Below are 16081 nucleotides of genomic sequence, written 5' to 3'. Positions count from 1 at the left end.
GGTCAGCCAATCGCCGAAACACATTTTTATATTCCCGGCCTTTCATTAATTTTAGAATCGAAATAGAGGCTGAAGAAATAAATTCGAGGCTTCTGTTCCGGCAGTACGAATAAAACAATTATCATGGTAGGATTGATTGATTATCATATGCACAGTGTCCTCTCTGATGGGAAACATACCTATGAGGAGATGATTAAAAAAGCCATTGGGCTTGGCTTGGGGGAGATCGGATTTAGTGACCATGTGGGTCTGAAGGCCGTTGACTGGGCGGTAGCACAAGTTGATATTCCGGTGATGACGGAGCAAATCCTCGATCTTCGTGAGAAGTACGATTCTCAAATAAAAGTTCGATACGGGATCGAGATGGATTATTTCCCCGGAAGAGAGACTGAGATTCAGGAAATCATCAGTAGCCTGCCTCTTGATTATGTCATTGGCTCGGTGCACTTCATAGGGGACTGGAATTTCGATACAGATAAGTCGCTGTATGGCAAGTGGTCAAACGATGAATTGTACCGTATTTATTATGATCTAATCCAACAAGCGGCTAAGTCAGGTTTGTTTGATACCATCGGGCACCTGGATATTATTAAAAAATTCCGCATCTACCCTGAATCGGATCAGTCGCAATTGATTGAAGATACCTTGAGTGTGATTAAAGAGCACAACCTGGTTGTTGAACTCAATACCGGAGGATTGGATCGTCCATGTGCTGAGTTCACGCCAAGCCCGCAGATTGTTGAGCGCTGCTATCATCATCATATTCCAATGACTTTATCGTCCGATGCGCATAAGGTTGGTCAGATTGCTCGTCATTATGAAACAGCGATAAACCTGATGAAAGCGGTAGGTTTTGAAGAGATTACTACTTTTGATGGGCGCAGGCGTAATGCTATGCGGATATGATACTAATCAGCTCAAAGACTCGTTAGCTATGTACATGCCTGATTTTAATCTCCTATTCATTCAGGCTGGAACTAATAGAAGTTGTATATTTGAGCCCTAATTTTTTTTCATGGAAGAACCTGTGGGAAGCATACTTGAAAAGATTAATACCCCCGCTGACCTTCGTCAGTTGAATCCGGAAGACTTGATCTTACTTTGCGACGAACTTAGGCAGTTCATTATTGATGAGGTGTCACATAACCCTGGGCATCTGGGCGCAAGCCTTGGTGTTGTAGAGCTTACCGTAGCTCTGCACTATGCCTATCATACGCCCTATGATCAGCTGATTTGGGATGTGGGACACCAAGCCTATGGGCACAAGATATTAACGGGGCGCAGGGCGCAGTTTCATACCAATCGCAAATACAAAGGGATTAGCGGTTTTCCAAAACCCGCTGAAAGCGAATACGATGCTTTTGGGGTTGGGCATGCCAGTACTTCGATTTCGGCAGCACTCGGAATGGCTCAGGCCGCTTCAGTTAAGAATGAGAAAGACCGGAAAGTAGTGGCAGTCATTGGCGATGGCTCCATGACTGGCGGAATGGCTTTTGAAGGGCTCAATAATGCCGGATTCAACAATTCGGATGTACTCATTGTGTTGAATGATAATCAAATGGCTATCGATCCCAATGTGGGTGGCGTTAGTAATTACTTGCTAAATATTTCCAAGTCGAAATCTTATAATAAGTTGAAGAATGAAATATGGGAAGGACTTGGGAAACTCAACGGATTTGGTCCCAAGGCACGGCGTTTGGTACAAAAGACGGAAGGTGCTTTAAAGTCCTACCTGTTAAAAGAATCCAATCTTTTCGAGAGCTTAGGGATACGTTACTTTGGCCCGGTTGATGGTCATGATGTCGAATACCTAAGCAATGTTTTGCGCGACCTTCGTGAGATTCAGGGACCTAAATTACTTCATGTAATTACCAAGAAGGGAAAGGGATTCAAGTTGGCTGAAATGAATCAGACGGTTTACCATGCGCCCGGCAAATTTGATAAGGACACCGGTAAAATTATTGGATGTGAATGCGAATTGAATAAGCCACCCAAGTTTCAGAATGTATTTGGAAACACCTTGGTGGAGTTGGCAGAGAAAAATCCGAAAATTGTTGGTGTTACTCCGGCCATGCCAACTGGGTGCTCGCTCAATATTATGATGGATAAAATGCCCGACCGTGCTTTTGACGTGGGTATTGCCGAACCTCATGCCGTTACTTTTTCGGCTGGTATGGCTATCCAGGGATTGGTTCCCTTTTGCAATATTTACTCCTCTTTCATGCAGCGGGCCTATGATCAGATCATTCATGATGTGGCCATTCAGAATCTGAATGTCGTTCTTTGCCTGGACCGTGGAGGACTGGTTGGTGCTGACGGTGCAACGCATCATGGGGTGTTCGACTTGGCTTATATGCGAAGTGTTCCCAATATGGTTGTTTCGGCTCCGATGGATGAGATTGAGTTGCGTAACCTGATGTTTACTGCTCAGCAAGATAATATGGGGCCTTTCTCCATTCGTTATCCCAGAGGGTGCGGTTGTAAGGTCGATTGGCGGCAACCATTTGAGCTCATTGAAGTTGGCAAAGGTCGAATCGTGACCGAAGGCGACGATTTGGCTGTGCTAACAATTGGTACGGCCGGAATTGCAGCTTCGCGAGCGGTTAAATCCTTGCATAAGAAAGAGTTCTCGGTGGCTCATTACGATATGCGTTTTGTGAAGCCGCTTGACGAAGAACTGCTGCATCAGATTTTTCAGAAATATAAAAAGGTGATTACGGTGGAGGATGGTGTCATCTTGGGTGGTTTTGGTTCTGCAGTGCTCGAATTTATGGTTGCCCATGCTTATCAGGCTCAAGTGGTCCGCTTGGGAGTTCCTGATCACTTTATTGAGCATGGAACGCCAGAGGAGTTGCAGCGGGATTGTGGTTACGATCAGAAAGGAATTTATCAGTCTTGTATTGATTTACTTCAGCGATAGTTGTAATTTCAAGATGAAAAAACAAGTACTCAGTATACTGTTGCAGGAATTGTCTGTGGTGGATTCGCGTGAAGGGTGAAACACCGTTCGTAATTCTTCGCGTTCGTTGAAGGATGAAAGGACTTGATCTGGAGAGGATTCATGTAAGGGAAGAAAAAAGGACATCAGCCATACTTTAACGCTGGATGATTCGTTTAGGAAGCAAAACAAAATAGTACAAGCTTGGAACTCTACTTCAAAAAACGACGCTGGAAAATTCTTCTTCTACTGACAGCCATGCTTATCGGTGCCAGCTCTCTGATTTATACCAACTGGCTGATTGGTCAAATGTCGAAACAGGAACGCAAAAGTGTGGAATTGTGGGCCGAAGCCATGAAGCGACTCGTGGATGTCGGGAGCGGAAGCAATCAGGACTTAACCTTCCTGCAGGATATTATGGAGAATAATACCACCATCCCAATTATTTGGATTGCCGAAGACGGCAGCATTATGGGAGATCGGAATATTGCCTATGCTGAAAAACGCAAATCGACTGTTTTGCAGCATGAACTGGAGAAAATGAAAGGGCAGAAGGCCCCGATTGAAATTATTCTTTCCGAGGATGTCACGCAGTATTTGTATTACCGCGACTCGAACTTGCTTCAGAACTTAAGATACTTTCCATTAGCCCAGTTTGGGGTGATCATGCTGTTTATTACCGTTTCGTATTTTGCCTTCAGCTCGTCGCGAAAGGCGGAGCAGAATCAGGTTTGGGTTGGCATGTCGAAGGAAACAGCACATCAGCTGGGGACTCCAATCTCATCGTTAATGGCTTGGGTCGAGCTTCTGAAGATGAAGCATGTTGATGGTGACTTAATTTCAGAAATTGAAAAGGATGTTACACGATTGGAGAAAATTACAGAGCGCTTTTCCAAGATTGGTTCTGCTCCCGAGTTACAGATGGGGGACTTGAAGCATGTTTTACAAACAACGGTGAGCTATCTTGAAAATCGATCGTCGAAGAAGGTGCGCTTTTTACTTGAATTGGATGAGCAGACTCATTATGATGTACCTTACAATGCGGCCCTTTTTAGTTGGGTGATTGAAAACTTGTGTCGAAATGCTGTTGATGCCATCGAGTCAGATGGAATTATCCGTTTGCATCTTTCAAAGGATAGTAAGCAGATAACACTAGATGTTTCGGATGATGGCAAGGGGATTCCAAAGTCGCAGTACAAAAGTATTTTCGAACCAGGCTATACGACCAAAAAGCGTGGGTGGGGACTCGGACTTTCATTGGCCAAGCGGATTATTGAAAATTATCATCAAGGTAAAATCTTTCTAAAACACTCGGAAATGGGCAAGGGAACGACCTTTCGGATTGTGCTTCCGAACGCTTGATTTTTCAACATTTTGAGGCTGCATAATTCCTTGAGCGAAAGAATTTTGTCGAAAAGCTTGTATTCGATGTTAAAAAAATCAGATAATTTTCTCTGTTTGTTTATTTTTTATACTTTTGCAACACTTTTTTCTAGGCAATGGCAAATTTGAAAGCATATAACGTTGCACTCAAAGGACTTGGATTGGGCAAACATCAGTTTGACTATCAGATAGGACGGAAATTCTTTGAGTATTTCGACGGAGGAATCGCCGAAGACGGACGTGTTGACGTTAAGCTGGAGCTGGAGAAGCAAAGTGGACTAATTGTTCTTTGGTTTCATGTTAGTGGAACGGTGAAAATACATTGCGATCGTTGTTTGGATTTGTTCGACCAGCCGGTTGAAAGTCAGAATGAGGTTTTCGTAAAGTATGGTGAAGAAAAATTTGAGGAAGGCGATGATGTGATTTGGGTTGCACCGGATGATTCACACATTAATATGGCTAAACTCATTTATGACTTTATCGTTTTGTCAATTCCAATTAAACATGTACATCCGGATGATGCGAATGGAGAAAGCCTTTGTAATCCGGAAATGTTGGCGAAATTAAACCTATTGTCTGTGAAGGACGTTGAAGAAGATGAAGAGCCTGAAACAGATACACGATGGGATGAATTAAAAAAATTATTAGAATAACAAATAAAGACTTTTTAAAATGGCACATCCAAAACACAAAACATCAAAATCCAGAAGGGATAAGAGAAGAACACACTATAAAGCAACGCCATCAACATTGGCTACGTGTTCTAACTGTGGCACGACTGTAAAATACCATACCGTTTGTCCGGAATGTGGTTACTACAGAGGTAAGCTTGCAATCGAAAAAGACGTTACTGTTTAACCTTCATAACACGATCAGAAGAGCAACTCTTCTGATCTTTTTTTGCCCTTTTATAAACTTTTCGAACATTTTAATTAGTTGTTTTAAAACGACTTACGGCTATTCTTTTGACTGCTTTTCTTTGCTGTTCGAAATTTTCACCCTATCTTTCGCAATCAATTTTAACAAAGTTTTGTTACTCCATTACTAACCGCCTTTCAGTCAGGGATTGAAAGCGCTTTTTTGATTGACATAAAGATTAAACTATGCAAGATATTCGTGCCGCTATTACGGGCATTGGTGCTTATTTGCCGGAGTACCGGCTGACCAACGAAGAGATAAGCACCATGGTTGATACGACTGATGAGTGGATTATGCAACGCATCGGTATTAAGGAAAGACGCATCCTGAAAGAAAAAGGAAAAGCGACCTCAGACATGGGAACCGAAGCAGTTAACGAACTGCTGAGAAAAACGAACACGCATCCCGACGAAATTGATTTGGTGATCTGTGCCACCATTACTCCCGACCGTCCATTACCGGCAACGGCCAACGTTATCAGCCGTAAGGCCAGATTGGTAAACGCCTGGAGTTTCGATATTAATGCGGCCTGTTCTGGATTTGTATTTGCCTTGACTACGGGTGCCAAATTTGTGGAGAGTGGCCAATACAAAAAAGTGGTTGTGATTGGTGCCGATATGATGTCGGCTATAACCGACTACACCGATCGATCAACTTGCCCTCTTTTTGGTGATGGTGCTGCTGCAGTTTTGCTTGAGCCAACCACGGAAGATGTCGGTATCATTGATCACATTAACCATACTGATGGAAAAGGGCGTCATTACCTGCATATGAAAGCCGGAGGCTCTAAAATGCCGGCATCGGTTGAGACGGTTGAGAATCGGATGCACTATGTTCATCAGGATGGACAAACGGTATTTAAATCCGCAGTTTCGCGAATGGCTGATGTTGCTGTTGAAATTATGGATAAGCATCAGATTACGCCGGAGAACCTGGCGTGGCTGGTTCCTCATCAGGCCAATATGCGCATTATTGATGCGGTAGCTCGCCGCATGAAAATCAGCCCCAAACAAGTGATGATTAACATTCAGAAATATGGTAACACCACGGCAGCAACTATTCCGTTGTGCTTGTACGATTTTGAGAGTCAGCTAAAAAAAGGCGACAATATCATCCTGGCAGCCTTTGGTGCCGGCTTTACCTGGGGATCTATTTATCTGAAATGGGCCTACGACTCGAATAAGTAATTTCATTAAAAAATCTAAAGATATCCTCTCATGAGCAAACTGCTAATTCAAAGTCATCAGGAATTTGAGAAATACCTGGGAGAGAAGTTGGGTGTTTCTGAGTATCATACGGTAACACAGGAGCAGATTAATCAATTTGCTGATGCAACGCTTGATCATCAGTGGATTCACACCAACCCAGAGCGAGCAAAGGAAGAAGGTGCGTTTGGATGTACCATCGCGCATGGCTACTTAACGCTTTCGTTGCTGCCTTATATGTGGGATCAGCTGATTGAAGTGGAGAACTATAAAATGCTTGTCAATTATGGTATTGACCAGCTGAAGTTCGGAGCGCCGGTATTGGTGAATAGCCGACTTCGGACTCATGTGTGGCTGAAGGAATGTACGAATCTTCGTGGTATTAGTCGCGTGAAGTTGCGGGTTCAAATGGAAATTGAAAACAGTAAAAAGCCGGCTTTTGAATGCTACGCTACCTTCCTGTATCATTTCAATAGTTAGTCGATCTTTCTTTTAAATTATACAAAATAAATTGGTTTTATGCTCGCTTTTGAAGGGAGAACGATATCGTTTCTCCTTCAAAAGCGAGCATTTGTTTGTTGGAGAGGCTGGGGAATCGCATTTTAACTTTCGAATATGTTTGATAACTTGATCGGGAAATGGCAATGAATTACTCCAGTTTCTTAGTATATTTGATGCTTCTCAAAAAGTAAACAGCATGGCAAAAACGAACAATGAAGTTGATTCACAGGGAATTAATCTGGTAGGAAAAGGAACCCGCATTACGGGCGATGTTGAATCGGATGGCGACATCCGGATTGATGGTGAGTTAAATGGGAACTTGAACTGTTCCGGACGTGTTGTCATTGGTGTTACCGGCAAAGTGACTGGTGAGGTGAGCTGCAAAAACTCTGAAGTATCGGGCTACCAGAAAGGAAAACTTCAGGTAGAACAGCATTTAAGTCTAAAATCTTCGTCAAAAGTTTATGGAGAGGTTAGCACGGGGAAATTAAGCATCGAACCCGGAGCACTTTTTTCAGGTTCGTGCATTATGGGCGATCAACTCAAGCATGAAGAAGCCAAAAAACTTCAAAAAGCATAAGCAGAAATTCGACGACTTTATCCGCTATTCGAATATTGCCTTCGAGATGATTGTCATCATGGGTGGAAGTGTCTTTCTTGGGTTCAAGATTGATCAATGGCTGGATTTGTCTTTTCCCGCTTTTACCCTTGCACTGATGATTCTCTCAGTCATTGCTGCAATTTATCATGCCATTAAAAATTTTCTGAAATGAATATACTCCTGAAACGGTTCTTGTACCGGACAATCATCTTAACACTTGTCCTTTTTTTGATGGGATGGGCGCTTTATTCTCAGGTTATTCCGCAATACAATATGCCCGGATGGCCATTTATTCTACTTTTTTTCTTTCTTACAACAAACCTTGTTCACTTTTATTTGTTAAGGATTGCCGAGAAAGATATTGCGAAATTTTCAACGCATTTCATGGTTCTGAGCACATTGAAAATGTTGTTTTACCTGTTCGTTGCTCTTGGCTTTTTTTTAGCGAGCCGAGATCAGGCAAAATTGTTTTTAATTAACTATTTAGTGGCTTATGTGGCCTATACAGCGATGGAAGTTGCTGAAATCAGTCATGTCGTAAAGTTGAAGAAATAGCTTGAATCAATCGAATTTTTTAGTAATTTGGAGTACTTTTTTAAAAAAGGACATTCAGACTCATCAATATTTTATGAAAGCAACGAAGAACCAAAAATATAGCGCTTTTATTTTATTCTTTCTTTTCACTTTTAGTCTAGCATCAACACCTGTTTTTGCGAAAAGCGATGAGCATAACTCGCATGCTAAGGAATTTATTCCCGGTGAGTTTATTATGCACCACGTGGCCGATGCTTTTGAATGGCACCTGGCAACGATTGGGGAAACTCATATCACCGTGCCTTTGCCAATCATTCTGTATAGTAAGACAACGGGATGGCATGTTTTTATGTCTTCACGCTTTGAACATGGGCACGCCAGCTATCATAACTTTCAGCTGGCTCATGAAGGGGAAAATGCAGGTAAAATTGAAGAATTAAATGCACAGGGCGAAGTGGTTGGCTTACCCATCAATCTGTCGATTACAAAATCCATTACGGGAGCTATCTTTAGTGTGATTCTGATGGTCTGGATTTTTCTCGCTGCAGCAAAATCGGCCAAGCGAAATGCAGGACAAGCACCTCGAGGGGTGTTGAATGTCGTTGAACCAATCATTGTGTTTGTGCGCGATGAAATTGCCAAACCAGCTATTGGAGAGCACAAGTTTGAGAAGTTTATGCCTTATCTGCTGACGTTGTTCTTCTTTATTTTGCTGAATAACTTAATGGGCTTAATTCCCATCTTTCCTTTCGGAGCGAATGTTACTGGTAATATTGCTGTTACTATGGTGCTGGCATTGTTTACCTTTGCTGTTACCAATATCAACGGGAACAAGTATTACTGGAAAGAGATTTTCAACCCCGATGTGCCCTGGTGGCTCAAGTTCCCTATTCCGATGATGCCGATCATCGAACTGTCAGGTATGTTTACCAAACCGTTTGTTTTGATGGTTCGTCTTTTTGCTAATATGATGGCCGGGCATATGATTGTAACGGTGTTCCTGAGTCTGATCTTTATTTTTGGAAAATTGATGGGGACAGTGGCCGGCTTGTCAATCAGTCCGGTTTCCATTGCCTTTTCATTATTTATAATGATGCTTGATATTCTTGTTTCGTTTATTCAAGCATACGTTTTCACCTTATTGTCTGCCTTGTATTTTGGTATGGCAAAAGCAGAACATCACTAGTTTTAATACTATAAATTAAAGTTTATGTTATCAACTATTTTGACAGTTTTATTGCAAGTTACTGATGCGGTAGATGCAGCTACGGCAGCAGCTACCTTTGAAGGGTTTGCCAAATTAGGAGCTGCTCTTGGAGCTAGTTTTGCAGCTATCGGTGCTGGTTATGGTATCGGTAAAATCGGTGCTACAGCCATGGAAGCAATTGCGCGCCAACCTGAAGCCAGTGGTGATATCCGGTCAAGTATGATCGTATCGGCCGCTCTGATTGAAGGTGTTGCGTTCTTTGCTGTTATTACCTGTGCATTGGTCCTTTTTGTATAAAGGAAATTCATTTACTGTTCGTCCGCTCCCGGGGTTGCCGGGAGGCTGGACGACATTAACTAAAAACTAGAATTATGGGATTTGTCACTCCGGATTATGGAACCCTGTTTTGGATGACTATCATCTTTGGGATCCTGCTGATTATCATGAAGAAATTTGCATGGAAACCCATTTTGAATGGTTTAAAGGAACGGGAAACTTCGATTGCTGACGCACTCGCATCTGCCGATAAAGCACGCGAAGAAGTGGAACATCTAAAAGCTGACCATGAAAAAATTATTGCAGAGGCTCGTAAGGAAAAAGAAATTATTCTGAAGGAAGCCCGCGATTTAAAAGATAAATTGCTCACTGAGGCAAAAAAGCAGGCATCCAGCGAAGGACAAAAGATTGTTGCCAATGCCCGTCAACAAGTTCAAAATGAAAAGGACGCAGCCATTAATGAGATAAAAAAACAAGTGGCTGATCTGTCCGTTTTGATTGCCGAAAAAGTTATTCAGAAAGAATTAAAGGATAAGCAAACTCAGGAAACCTTGGTTCAAGATCTCCTGAAGGATCTTAAATTACAATAAATTCATGGATCAAAGTAAAGTTACAGTTCGCTATGCGAAAGCGCTCTTTAGCCTGGCCAAGGAGAAAAACCTGCTGGAGGAAATTAAGGCAGATGCCAGCCTGATTGAGCAACTGACGAAAGAAAGCGCCGACTTTGTCTTGCTTTTGGAAAGTCCGGTGATCAAAACATCCCAAAAGATTAGCTTGTTGAAGACGATCTTTGTGGGGAAAGTAAGCGAACTGACGATTAATTTCTTAATCCTGATTGCCGAAAATAGGCGTGAGATTTTTATTGCCGGCATGTGTCGTCATTTTTTGACCTTGTATCGTCATGATCAGGGGGTTAAATCTGCTGTTATAACTACCGCTATTGCACTACAAAAGGATCTCATCACCCAAATAAACAAACAACTCGAAAGCCAATTCAACACCCGTGTTGAGTTAAGCGAACGGGTAGACAGTGACCTGATTGGAGGATTTGTATTACGGGTTGACGACCGTCAAATCGATGCCAGCCTGGCGACCCAATTACGGAAGGTCAAAGAACAATTTTTACAAACTGAAATCAACAAGTAAAAAAGATAACAATGGCTGATATAAAACCCGCTGAAGTATCCGCAATACTGAAACAGCAACTGGAAGGCTTTAAATCGGAAGCCGAATTGGAGGAAGTTGGAACAGTACTCACGGTTGGTGACGGCATTGCCCGTATTTATGGACTCTCAAATGTTGAAGCAAATGAAATGCTCGAATTTGAGGGTGGCGTTAAGGGAATTGTTTTAAACCTGGAAGAAGACAATGTCGGAGCCGTTCTTTTGGGGCCCTCAGAATACATTAAAGAGGGAGATACCGTTAAACGACTGAAACGGATTGCGTCCATCGAAGTTGGCGAAGGCCTGCTGGGACGTGTCGTTAATACCCTTGGAGAACCGATTGACGGAAAGGGTGCCGTGGGGGGTGAGAAATTTGAGTTGCCTCTAGAGCGTAAAGCGCCGGGGGTAATTTTTCGTCAACCGGTAACCCAGCCATTGCAAACAGGTATTAAAGCGATTGATGCGATGATTCCTATTGGTCGTGGACAGCGAGAATTAATTATTGGTGACCGTCAAACAGGGAAAACGGCTGTGGCGATTGACACCATCATTAATCAGCGTGAGAATTTTGACGAAGGCAAGCCCGTTTATTGTATTTATGTAGCCATCGGGCAAAAGGGGTCAACCGTTGCCAACATTGCAGCCACTTTGGAGAAATATGGCGCCATGGACTATACGGTAATTGTTTCAGCTACTGCAGCTGATCCTGCCGCACTACAATATTACGCACCATATGCCGGAGCATCGATCGGAGAATACTTCCGTGACACCGGTCGCGATGCACTGATTGTATACGATGATCTTTCAAAGCAAGCGGTTTCGTATCGTGAAGTTTCTTTGTTACTTCGTCGTCCACCGGGTCGTGAAGCCTACCCTGGTGATGTTTTCTACTTGCACTCACGCCTATTGGAACGGGCTGCAAAAATTATTGACTCGGATGCGATTGCCGCTAAAATGAATGACCTTCCCGAATGTTTGAAAGATAAGGTTAAAGGTGGCGGTTCATTAACAGCGCTGCCGATCATTGAAACACAGGCGAGTGACGTTTCGGCTTATATTCCGACTAACGTTATTTCCATTACCGATGGACAGATTTTCCTCGAATCGAACTTGTTTAACTCGGGTGTACGACCAGCCATTAACGTCGGTATTTCGGTATCGCGGGTGGGTGGAAATGCACAGGTGAAAGCCATGAAAAAGATTTCAGGTACCTTGAAGCTCGATCAAGCTCAATTCCGCGAATTGGAAGCTTTCTCGAAGTTTGGTTCCGATCTGGATGCTGCTACCATGCGTGTACTGGATAAAGGACGTAAGAACGTTGAAATTCTGAAGCAAGGACAATACGCGCCGATTAAAATTGAACACCAGATTGCAATTATTTACTGCGGAACAAAAGAACTGCTTCGTGCTGTTCCAGTAGAGAAAGTGAAGGCTTTTGAGAAAGACTTTATCGACAAGCTGGAAACAGAACATCGCCCAATATTAGATGAATTGCGGAAGGGTGTTCTGAATGATGAAATTACCGGAGTGCTGGAAAAAGTAGCCAAAGATGTAGCAGAACGATATAAATAATGGAATGACTAGAAGGCTTGAAGGGCTTTCTGTTATTTAATGATTTTTGAAAAATGGCCAGTTTAAAAGAAATACGTACACGAATTTCATCGGTAAAAACCACGCGACAAGTAACCAGCGCGATGAAAATGGTATCGGCAGCGAAGTTAAAAAAAGCGCAGGATGCCATTCTTCAGATCAGACCGTATGCCGATAAATTACACGAAATATTAAGCTCATTGGGTTCCAGCTTGGAAAACAGTGAAGATTCGGTATATACTCAGCAACGCAAACCGGAGAAGGTTTTACTTGTTTTGGTTAGTTCAAACCGTGGATTGTGTGGTGCTTTTAATTCAAGCATCGCTAAAATGGCCTATGATTTAGCGATAACCAAGTACCCAAAGCAGCTACAGTCGGAAAACCTGGATTTTCTTATTATAGGAAAGCAAGGGGAGAAATTCCTGAAATTAAAGCGAATGCCTATAGCTGGTCAGGCTAATGATCTGCTGGAGTCGCTTACTTTCGAGCAAACCTCGGAAGTGGCCTCGCGATTGATGGCTGATTTTGCGGAGAAAAGGTATGACCGGATTGAATTGGTGTACAATGAGTTTAAAAATGCGGCTGTTCAGATTTGTACGGTAGAGCAATTTTTGCCGGTTGAAATTTCGGAGGAGGATCAGGACGATAATGCAAGCTTCGATTTCATCTATGAGCCTAGTAAGGAAGAAATCGTTCAGGAGCTTATTCCACGTTCTTTAAAGATTCAGTTCTTCCGGGCATTGCTTGACTCGAATGCGGCCGAACAAGGGGCACGTATGACAGCTATGCACAAGGCAACGGATAATGCCACCGATCTGATAAAAGATTTGACCTTAACCTTTAATAAAGCCCGCCAGGCTGCCATTACCAACGAAATTCTGGAGGTAACCAATGGTGCTGAAGCGTTGAATGGGTAAGATATAGATGCCTTTAAAAATTCTTAAGAAGCCTGTCATAAACTGACAGGCTTTTTTGTCGCTGTGCGGCTGGACTTAGCTGAGTGATACCGAATTTTCACTCCGTATGGAGAGAAGCGTTTAAGAGGTGGATGAACTGGAGAACAATTGTATTTGACGGTTTTCAATAGCATTCCATCGTTCTCAAGTTCTTTTCATTTGAGCAGCTAAATTGAAACACTGAAGTTTATACCTGAACCTGGATCGAATACCGATTCCGTATAAAAGAAAAGCTCCGAAGATACCTCCGGAGCTTTATATTATGAGTCGATGAAATTCGCTAGATGATGAATTTTATCACAAACAAAACCGCCAAAACATACATGACAATGGAAACATCTTTGTGTTTTCCAGTCAGTAGTTTTAGAACCACATAGGCCAGCATACCGAATACAATACCTTCAGCAATACTATAAGCCAATGGCATCATAATAATGGTAAAGAAGGCCGGAATGGACTCGGTATAGTCCTCCATGTCAATTTTCAGGATTGGTGAAAGCATAAACAGACCGACAACAATTAATGCCGGAGCTGTGGCTGCACCTGGAATCATGATAAATAATGGAGCGAAGAACAGTGAAATCAGGAATAAACCGGCAACAGTTAAAGAAGTTAACCCGGTACGGCCACCTTCGGCAACACCCGATGCACTTTCAACGTAAGTTGTAACGGTACTGGTTCCAAGCATGGCTCCGAAAGTTGTACCGATAGCGTCAGCAAAAAGAGCTTGCTTCGCGCGTGGTACTTTTCCTTCAGGTGTTAGCATATCTGCTTTTGACGAAACTCCAACCAGTGTTCCTACGGTGTCAAACATATCAACAAAGAGGAAGGTGAAAAGCACAATCAGCATGTCGATTGTGAAAATCTGGTGGAAGTCAAACTGAAAGAAAATTGGACTTACTGAAGGAGGTAACGAAACCAGGTGTTCTTCGGGTAAATGGGTTACGCCAAAAGGAATTCCAGCGATGGTAGCCGCGAAGATTCCGATTAGCAAGGCTCCTTTTACTTTCAGTGCGAGCAAAATACCAATCAATAATACTCCAAGTAAGGCGATTAAAACACTTGGAGAGCTCATGTCTCCGAGTCCAACTAATACGGCATCGTTATTCACGATAACGCCAGCACCTTGCAGGCCAATAAAGGCAATAAATAAACCAATACCGGCCGATACTGCGTGTTTCATCGAAAGCGGGATCGCATTGACAATTAATTCACGAATATTGAATGCTGTAAGGACCAGGAAGATCAGACCTTCCAGGAAAACGGCCGTCAAGGCAAATTGCCAAGTGTACCCCATTCCGAGAACAACGGTGAATGCGAAAAAGGCATTTAGCCCCATTCCCGGAGCCAAAGCGAAAGGTAGACGTGCTACTAAGGCCATTACCAATGTGGCAATCACAGCCGAAAGAGCTGTAGCTGTAAATAGTGCATTTTTATCCATGCCAGTGGCACTTAAAATACTGGGGTTTACCGCCAGAATATAAGCCATGGTCATGAACGTCGTAATTCCCGCTAAAACTTCAGTTTTTACGGTTGTGTTATTTTCTGCAAGTTTGAAAAAACGATTCATTTTTTTTTGTCGTTTAGGATTAGAAAGTCCACTTCGCTGCAACGGTAGGCATGATATTAAATCCTTCCATTCCTCCGAAATTGTTGCTCAATTCAACTTCACTACCGAATGCGAAGTTGTTGCATACATTGTACCACAATTGTGGTTCTGCTAAGAAGACAAAGTCAGTTTCTTTTCCATTGAATACGTTATCTTCACGCCAGAAATCAGCAAATCCGGTAAATGATAATTTGTTGTTGGCAAAGTTTACATACCAAACACCAGTTAATTGGAAAGACGCATCGTGTTTTCCACGGATGTTTTTGTAAAGTGTTTGAAGGGTGAAACCTCTGGAGAAATCACTGGCATTCCAAGAGTATTCTATACCTCCGAGCCAGCAGTCATTGATTTGATAAGCACCACCTGCATCGCCAGCTTTCCATTGTCCAAAACCACCGTTGTATTCAACATGAGCGGCAAGGGGTGAGTCTCCTATCTTAATAGCACGGGCAATTTCCCAGTAGGCCATGCTTATGCCTTCAACGTCACCAACACCATAATCCATGTCGATAAAGAAAAATGTGCTACCCCAGCTGTCGGGTTTGAACATTTCAACCGTTGTGGTTAAGTAGCTACGGTCTTTGCCCAAATCGTAGTGTGTTTGGATGTTTTGAGCGAAAGCACCCATCGTCAGAATGCTCACAAAAAGAGCCAGTAAAATTTTCTTCATTTTGGTTTTAATTTTTAAGATTTCGAAAAAAAATAAAGTGCTAAAATAATAAAAATCAACTATTCCGAGCTGTTAAATAGGAGTGTCAGGATGTAATTTGGACTCAATCCAGATCACGGTTAAAGTTAGATCGTGCACCTGCCTGCAGTATTGTGTTGGTAATGAGATGATCCGGTGTCGACTTGTTCTTTTTATTGGAATGTTGAGAAAAATCAACTTGGGAATTTTTCAGGGTAGTTTGAGGTTGTGTTTATATCGACTGGTGTATCGTAGTGCTATTTTTAGGGTGGACACAATAATCGATGTTCGGTATTCAGCTCATTGGATTCATGTTGTAGTTGAGAGAGTTACCTGAGGTGGGCTTGGAAGGAATTTGATAGATGGATTGACAATTTTATAACTCCGGCTAAGACTCTAGAAGCTATTCGAAAGATTTAGATAGCCCTTGGACTTTGCTCGATTAGACGACAAATCAGAACGCTTGTGAGGCCATTCTGCTTATAAAAGAGGAACTTCAAAAAAATCTCTTA

At 42.6% G+C, this 16081-nt stretch carries 18 protein-coding genes; 16 read left to right on the top strand and 2 right to left on the bottom strand.

Annotated elements, in window-relative coordinates:
- Positions 1-123: 123 nt before the first annotated feature.
- The 16 genes from ACUNWA_RS06670 to atpG all read left to right on the top strand — a co-directional run bounded on the left by ACUNWA_RS06670 (position 124) and on the right by atpG (position 13233).
- On the top strand, positions 124-906 hold the full coding sequence (locus ACUNWA_RS06670) for a histidinol-phosphatase HisJ family protein (RefSeq protein WP_445591112.1): 783 nt from the start codon (positions 124-126) through the stop codon (positions 904-906).
- Positions 907-1015: 109 nt separating this feature from the next.
- Positions 1016-2920: a 1-deoxy-D-xylulose-5-phosphate synthase gene (gene dxs, locus ACUNWA_RS06665; RefSeq protein WP_445591111.1), complete on the top strand. Its 1905-nt coding sequence runs from the start codon at positions 1016-1018 to the stop codon at positions 2918-2920.
- Positions 2921-3142: 222 nt separating this feature from the next.
- Positions 3143-4300 carry a sensor histidine kinase gene (locus ACUNWA_RS06660; RefSeq protein ID WP_445591110.1) on the top strand — a complete coding sequence of 386 codons (1158 nt, stop codon included), beginning with the start codon at positions 3143-3145 and terminating at the stop codon, positions 4298-4300.
- Between the two features lie 137 nt (positions 4301-4437).
- Positions 4438-4974, top strand: a complete 537-nt coding sequence (locus ACUNWA_RS06655) for a YceD family protein (protein ID WP_445591109.1) — start codon at positions 4438-4440, stop codon at positions 4972-4974.
- Positions 4975-4993: 19 nt separating this feature from the next.
- Positions 4994-5179 (top strand): 50S ribosomal protein L32, encoded by a 186-nt coding sequence (gene rpmF, locus ACUNWA_RS06650; protein WP_082326499.1) that lies wholly within the window; start codon positions 4994-4996, stop codon positions 5177-5179.
- 245 nt (positions 5180-5424) lie between these two features.
- Positions 5425-6426, top strand: a complete 1002-nt coding sequence (locus tag ACUNWA_RS06645) for a beta-ketoacyl-ACP synthase III (protein ID WP_445591108.1) — start codon at positions 5425-5427, stop codon at positions 6424-6426.
- A 30-nt stretch (positions 6427-6456) separates the two neighbouring features.
- The gene (locus tag ACUNWA_RS06640) at positions 6457-6924 is read left to right on the top strand and encodes a MaoC family dehydratase (RefSeq protein WP_445591107.1); all 468 of its coding nucleotides are present in this window, start codon (positions 6457-6459) and stop codon (positions 6922-6924) included.
- A 217-nt stretch (positions 6925-7141) separates the two neighbouring features.
- A complete protein-coding gene (locus ACUNWA_RS06635) occupies positions 7142-7525 on the top strand; it encodes a bactofilin family protein (protein ID WP_445591106.1) in 384 nt (127 codons plus the stop codon).
- Positions 7494-7718: an AtpZ/AtpI family protein gene (locus ACUNWA_RS06630; protein WP_445591105.1), complete on the top strand. Its 225-nt coding sequence runs from the start codon at positions 7494-7496 to the stop codon at positions 7716-7718. The genes ACUNWA_RS06635 and ACUNWA_RS06630 overlap by 32 nt, the downstream gene beginning before the upstream one ends.
- Positions 7715-8101 carry a hypothetical protein gene (locus ACUNWA_RS06625; RefSeq protein ID WP_445591104.1) on the top strand — a complete coding sequence of 129 codons (387 nt, stop codon included), beginning with the start codon at positions 7715-7717 and terminating at the stop codon, positions 8099-8101. The genes ACUNWA_RS06630 and ACUNWA_RS06625 overlap by 4 nt, the downstream gene beginning before the upstream one ends.
- Positions 8102-8174: 73 nt before the next feature.
- Complete coding sequence (gene atpB, locus ACUNWA_RS06620; RefSeq protein WP_445591103.1) at positions 8175-9266, top strand: F0F1 ATP synthase subunit A; 1092 nt, start codon at positions 8175-8177, stop codon at positions 9264-9266.
- A gap of 24 nt (positions 9267-9290) precedes the next feature.
- Positions 9291-9584 carry an ATP synthase F0 subunit C gene (atpE, locus tag ACUNWA_RS06615; RefSeq protein ID WP_299581884.1) on the top strand — a complete coding sequence of 98 codons (294 nt, stop codon included), beginning with the start codon at positions 9291-9293 and terminating at the stop codon, positions 9582-9584.
- A gap of 74 nt (positions 9585-9658) precedes the next feature.
- Entirely contained in the window at positions 9659-10153 is a 495-nt protein-coding gene (locus ACUNWA_RS06610; RefSeq protein ID WP_445591102.1) for a F0F1 ATP synthase subunit B, read from the top strand.
- A gap of 4 nt (positions 10154-10157) precedes the next feature.
- Entirely contained in the window at positions 10158-10709 is a 552-nt protein-coding gene (atpH, locus tag ACUNWA_RS06605) for an ATP synthase F1 subunit delta (RefSeq protein WP_445591101.1), read from the top strand.
- A gap of 11 nt (positions 10710-10720) precedes the next feature.
- Positions 10721-12298, top strand: a complete 1578-nt coding sequence (gene atpA / locus ACUNWA_RS06600; protein ID WP_445591100.1) for a F0F1 ATP synthase subunit alpha — start codon at positions 10721-10723, stop codon at positions 12296-12298.
- 53 nt (positions 12299-12351) lie between these two features.
- Positions 12352-13233, top strand: coding sequence for an ATP synthase F1 subunit gamma (gene atpG, locus ACUNWA_RS06595; RefSeq protein WP_445591099.1), 882 nt, complete (start codon positions 12352-12354; stop codon positions 13231-13233).
- 319 nt (positions 13234-13552) lie between these two features.
- Here atpG and ACUNWA_RS06590 read toward each other — a convergent pair whose 3' ends face one another.
- Positions 13553-14842: an NCS2 family permease gene (locus tag ACUNWA_RS06590; RefSeq protein ID WP_445591098.1), complete on the bottom strand. Its 1290-nt coding sequence runs from the start codon at positions 14840-14842 to the stop codon at positions 13553-13555.
- A gap of 19 nt (positions 14843-14861) precedes the next feature.
- Positions 14862-15551, bottom strand: a complete 690-nt coding sequence (locus ACUNWA_RS06585; protein WP_445591097.1) for a DUF5020 family protein — start codon at positions 15549-15551, stop codon at positions 14862-14864.
- Positions 15552-16081 lie beyond the last annotated feature (530 nt).

The sequence above is a fragment of the Sunxiuqinia sp. sy24 genome, assembly GCF_052677165.1.
This window is presented reverse-complemented; position numbering and strand designations above follow the sequence as displayed.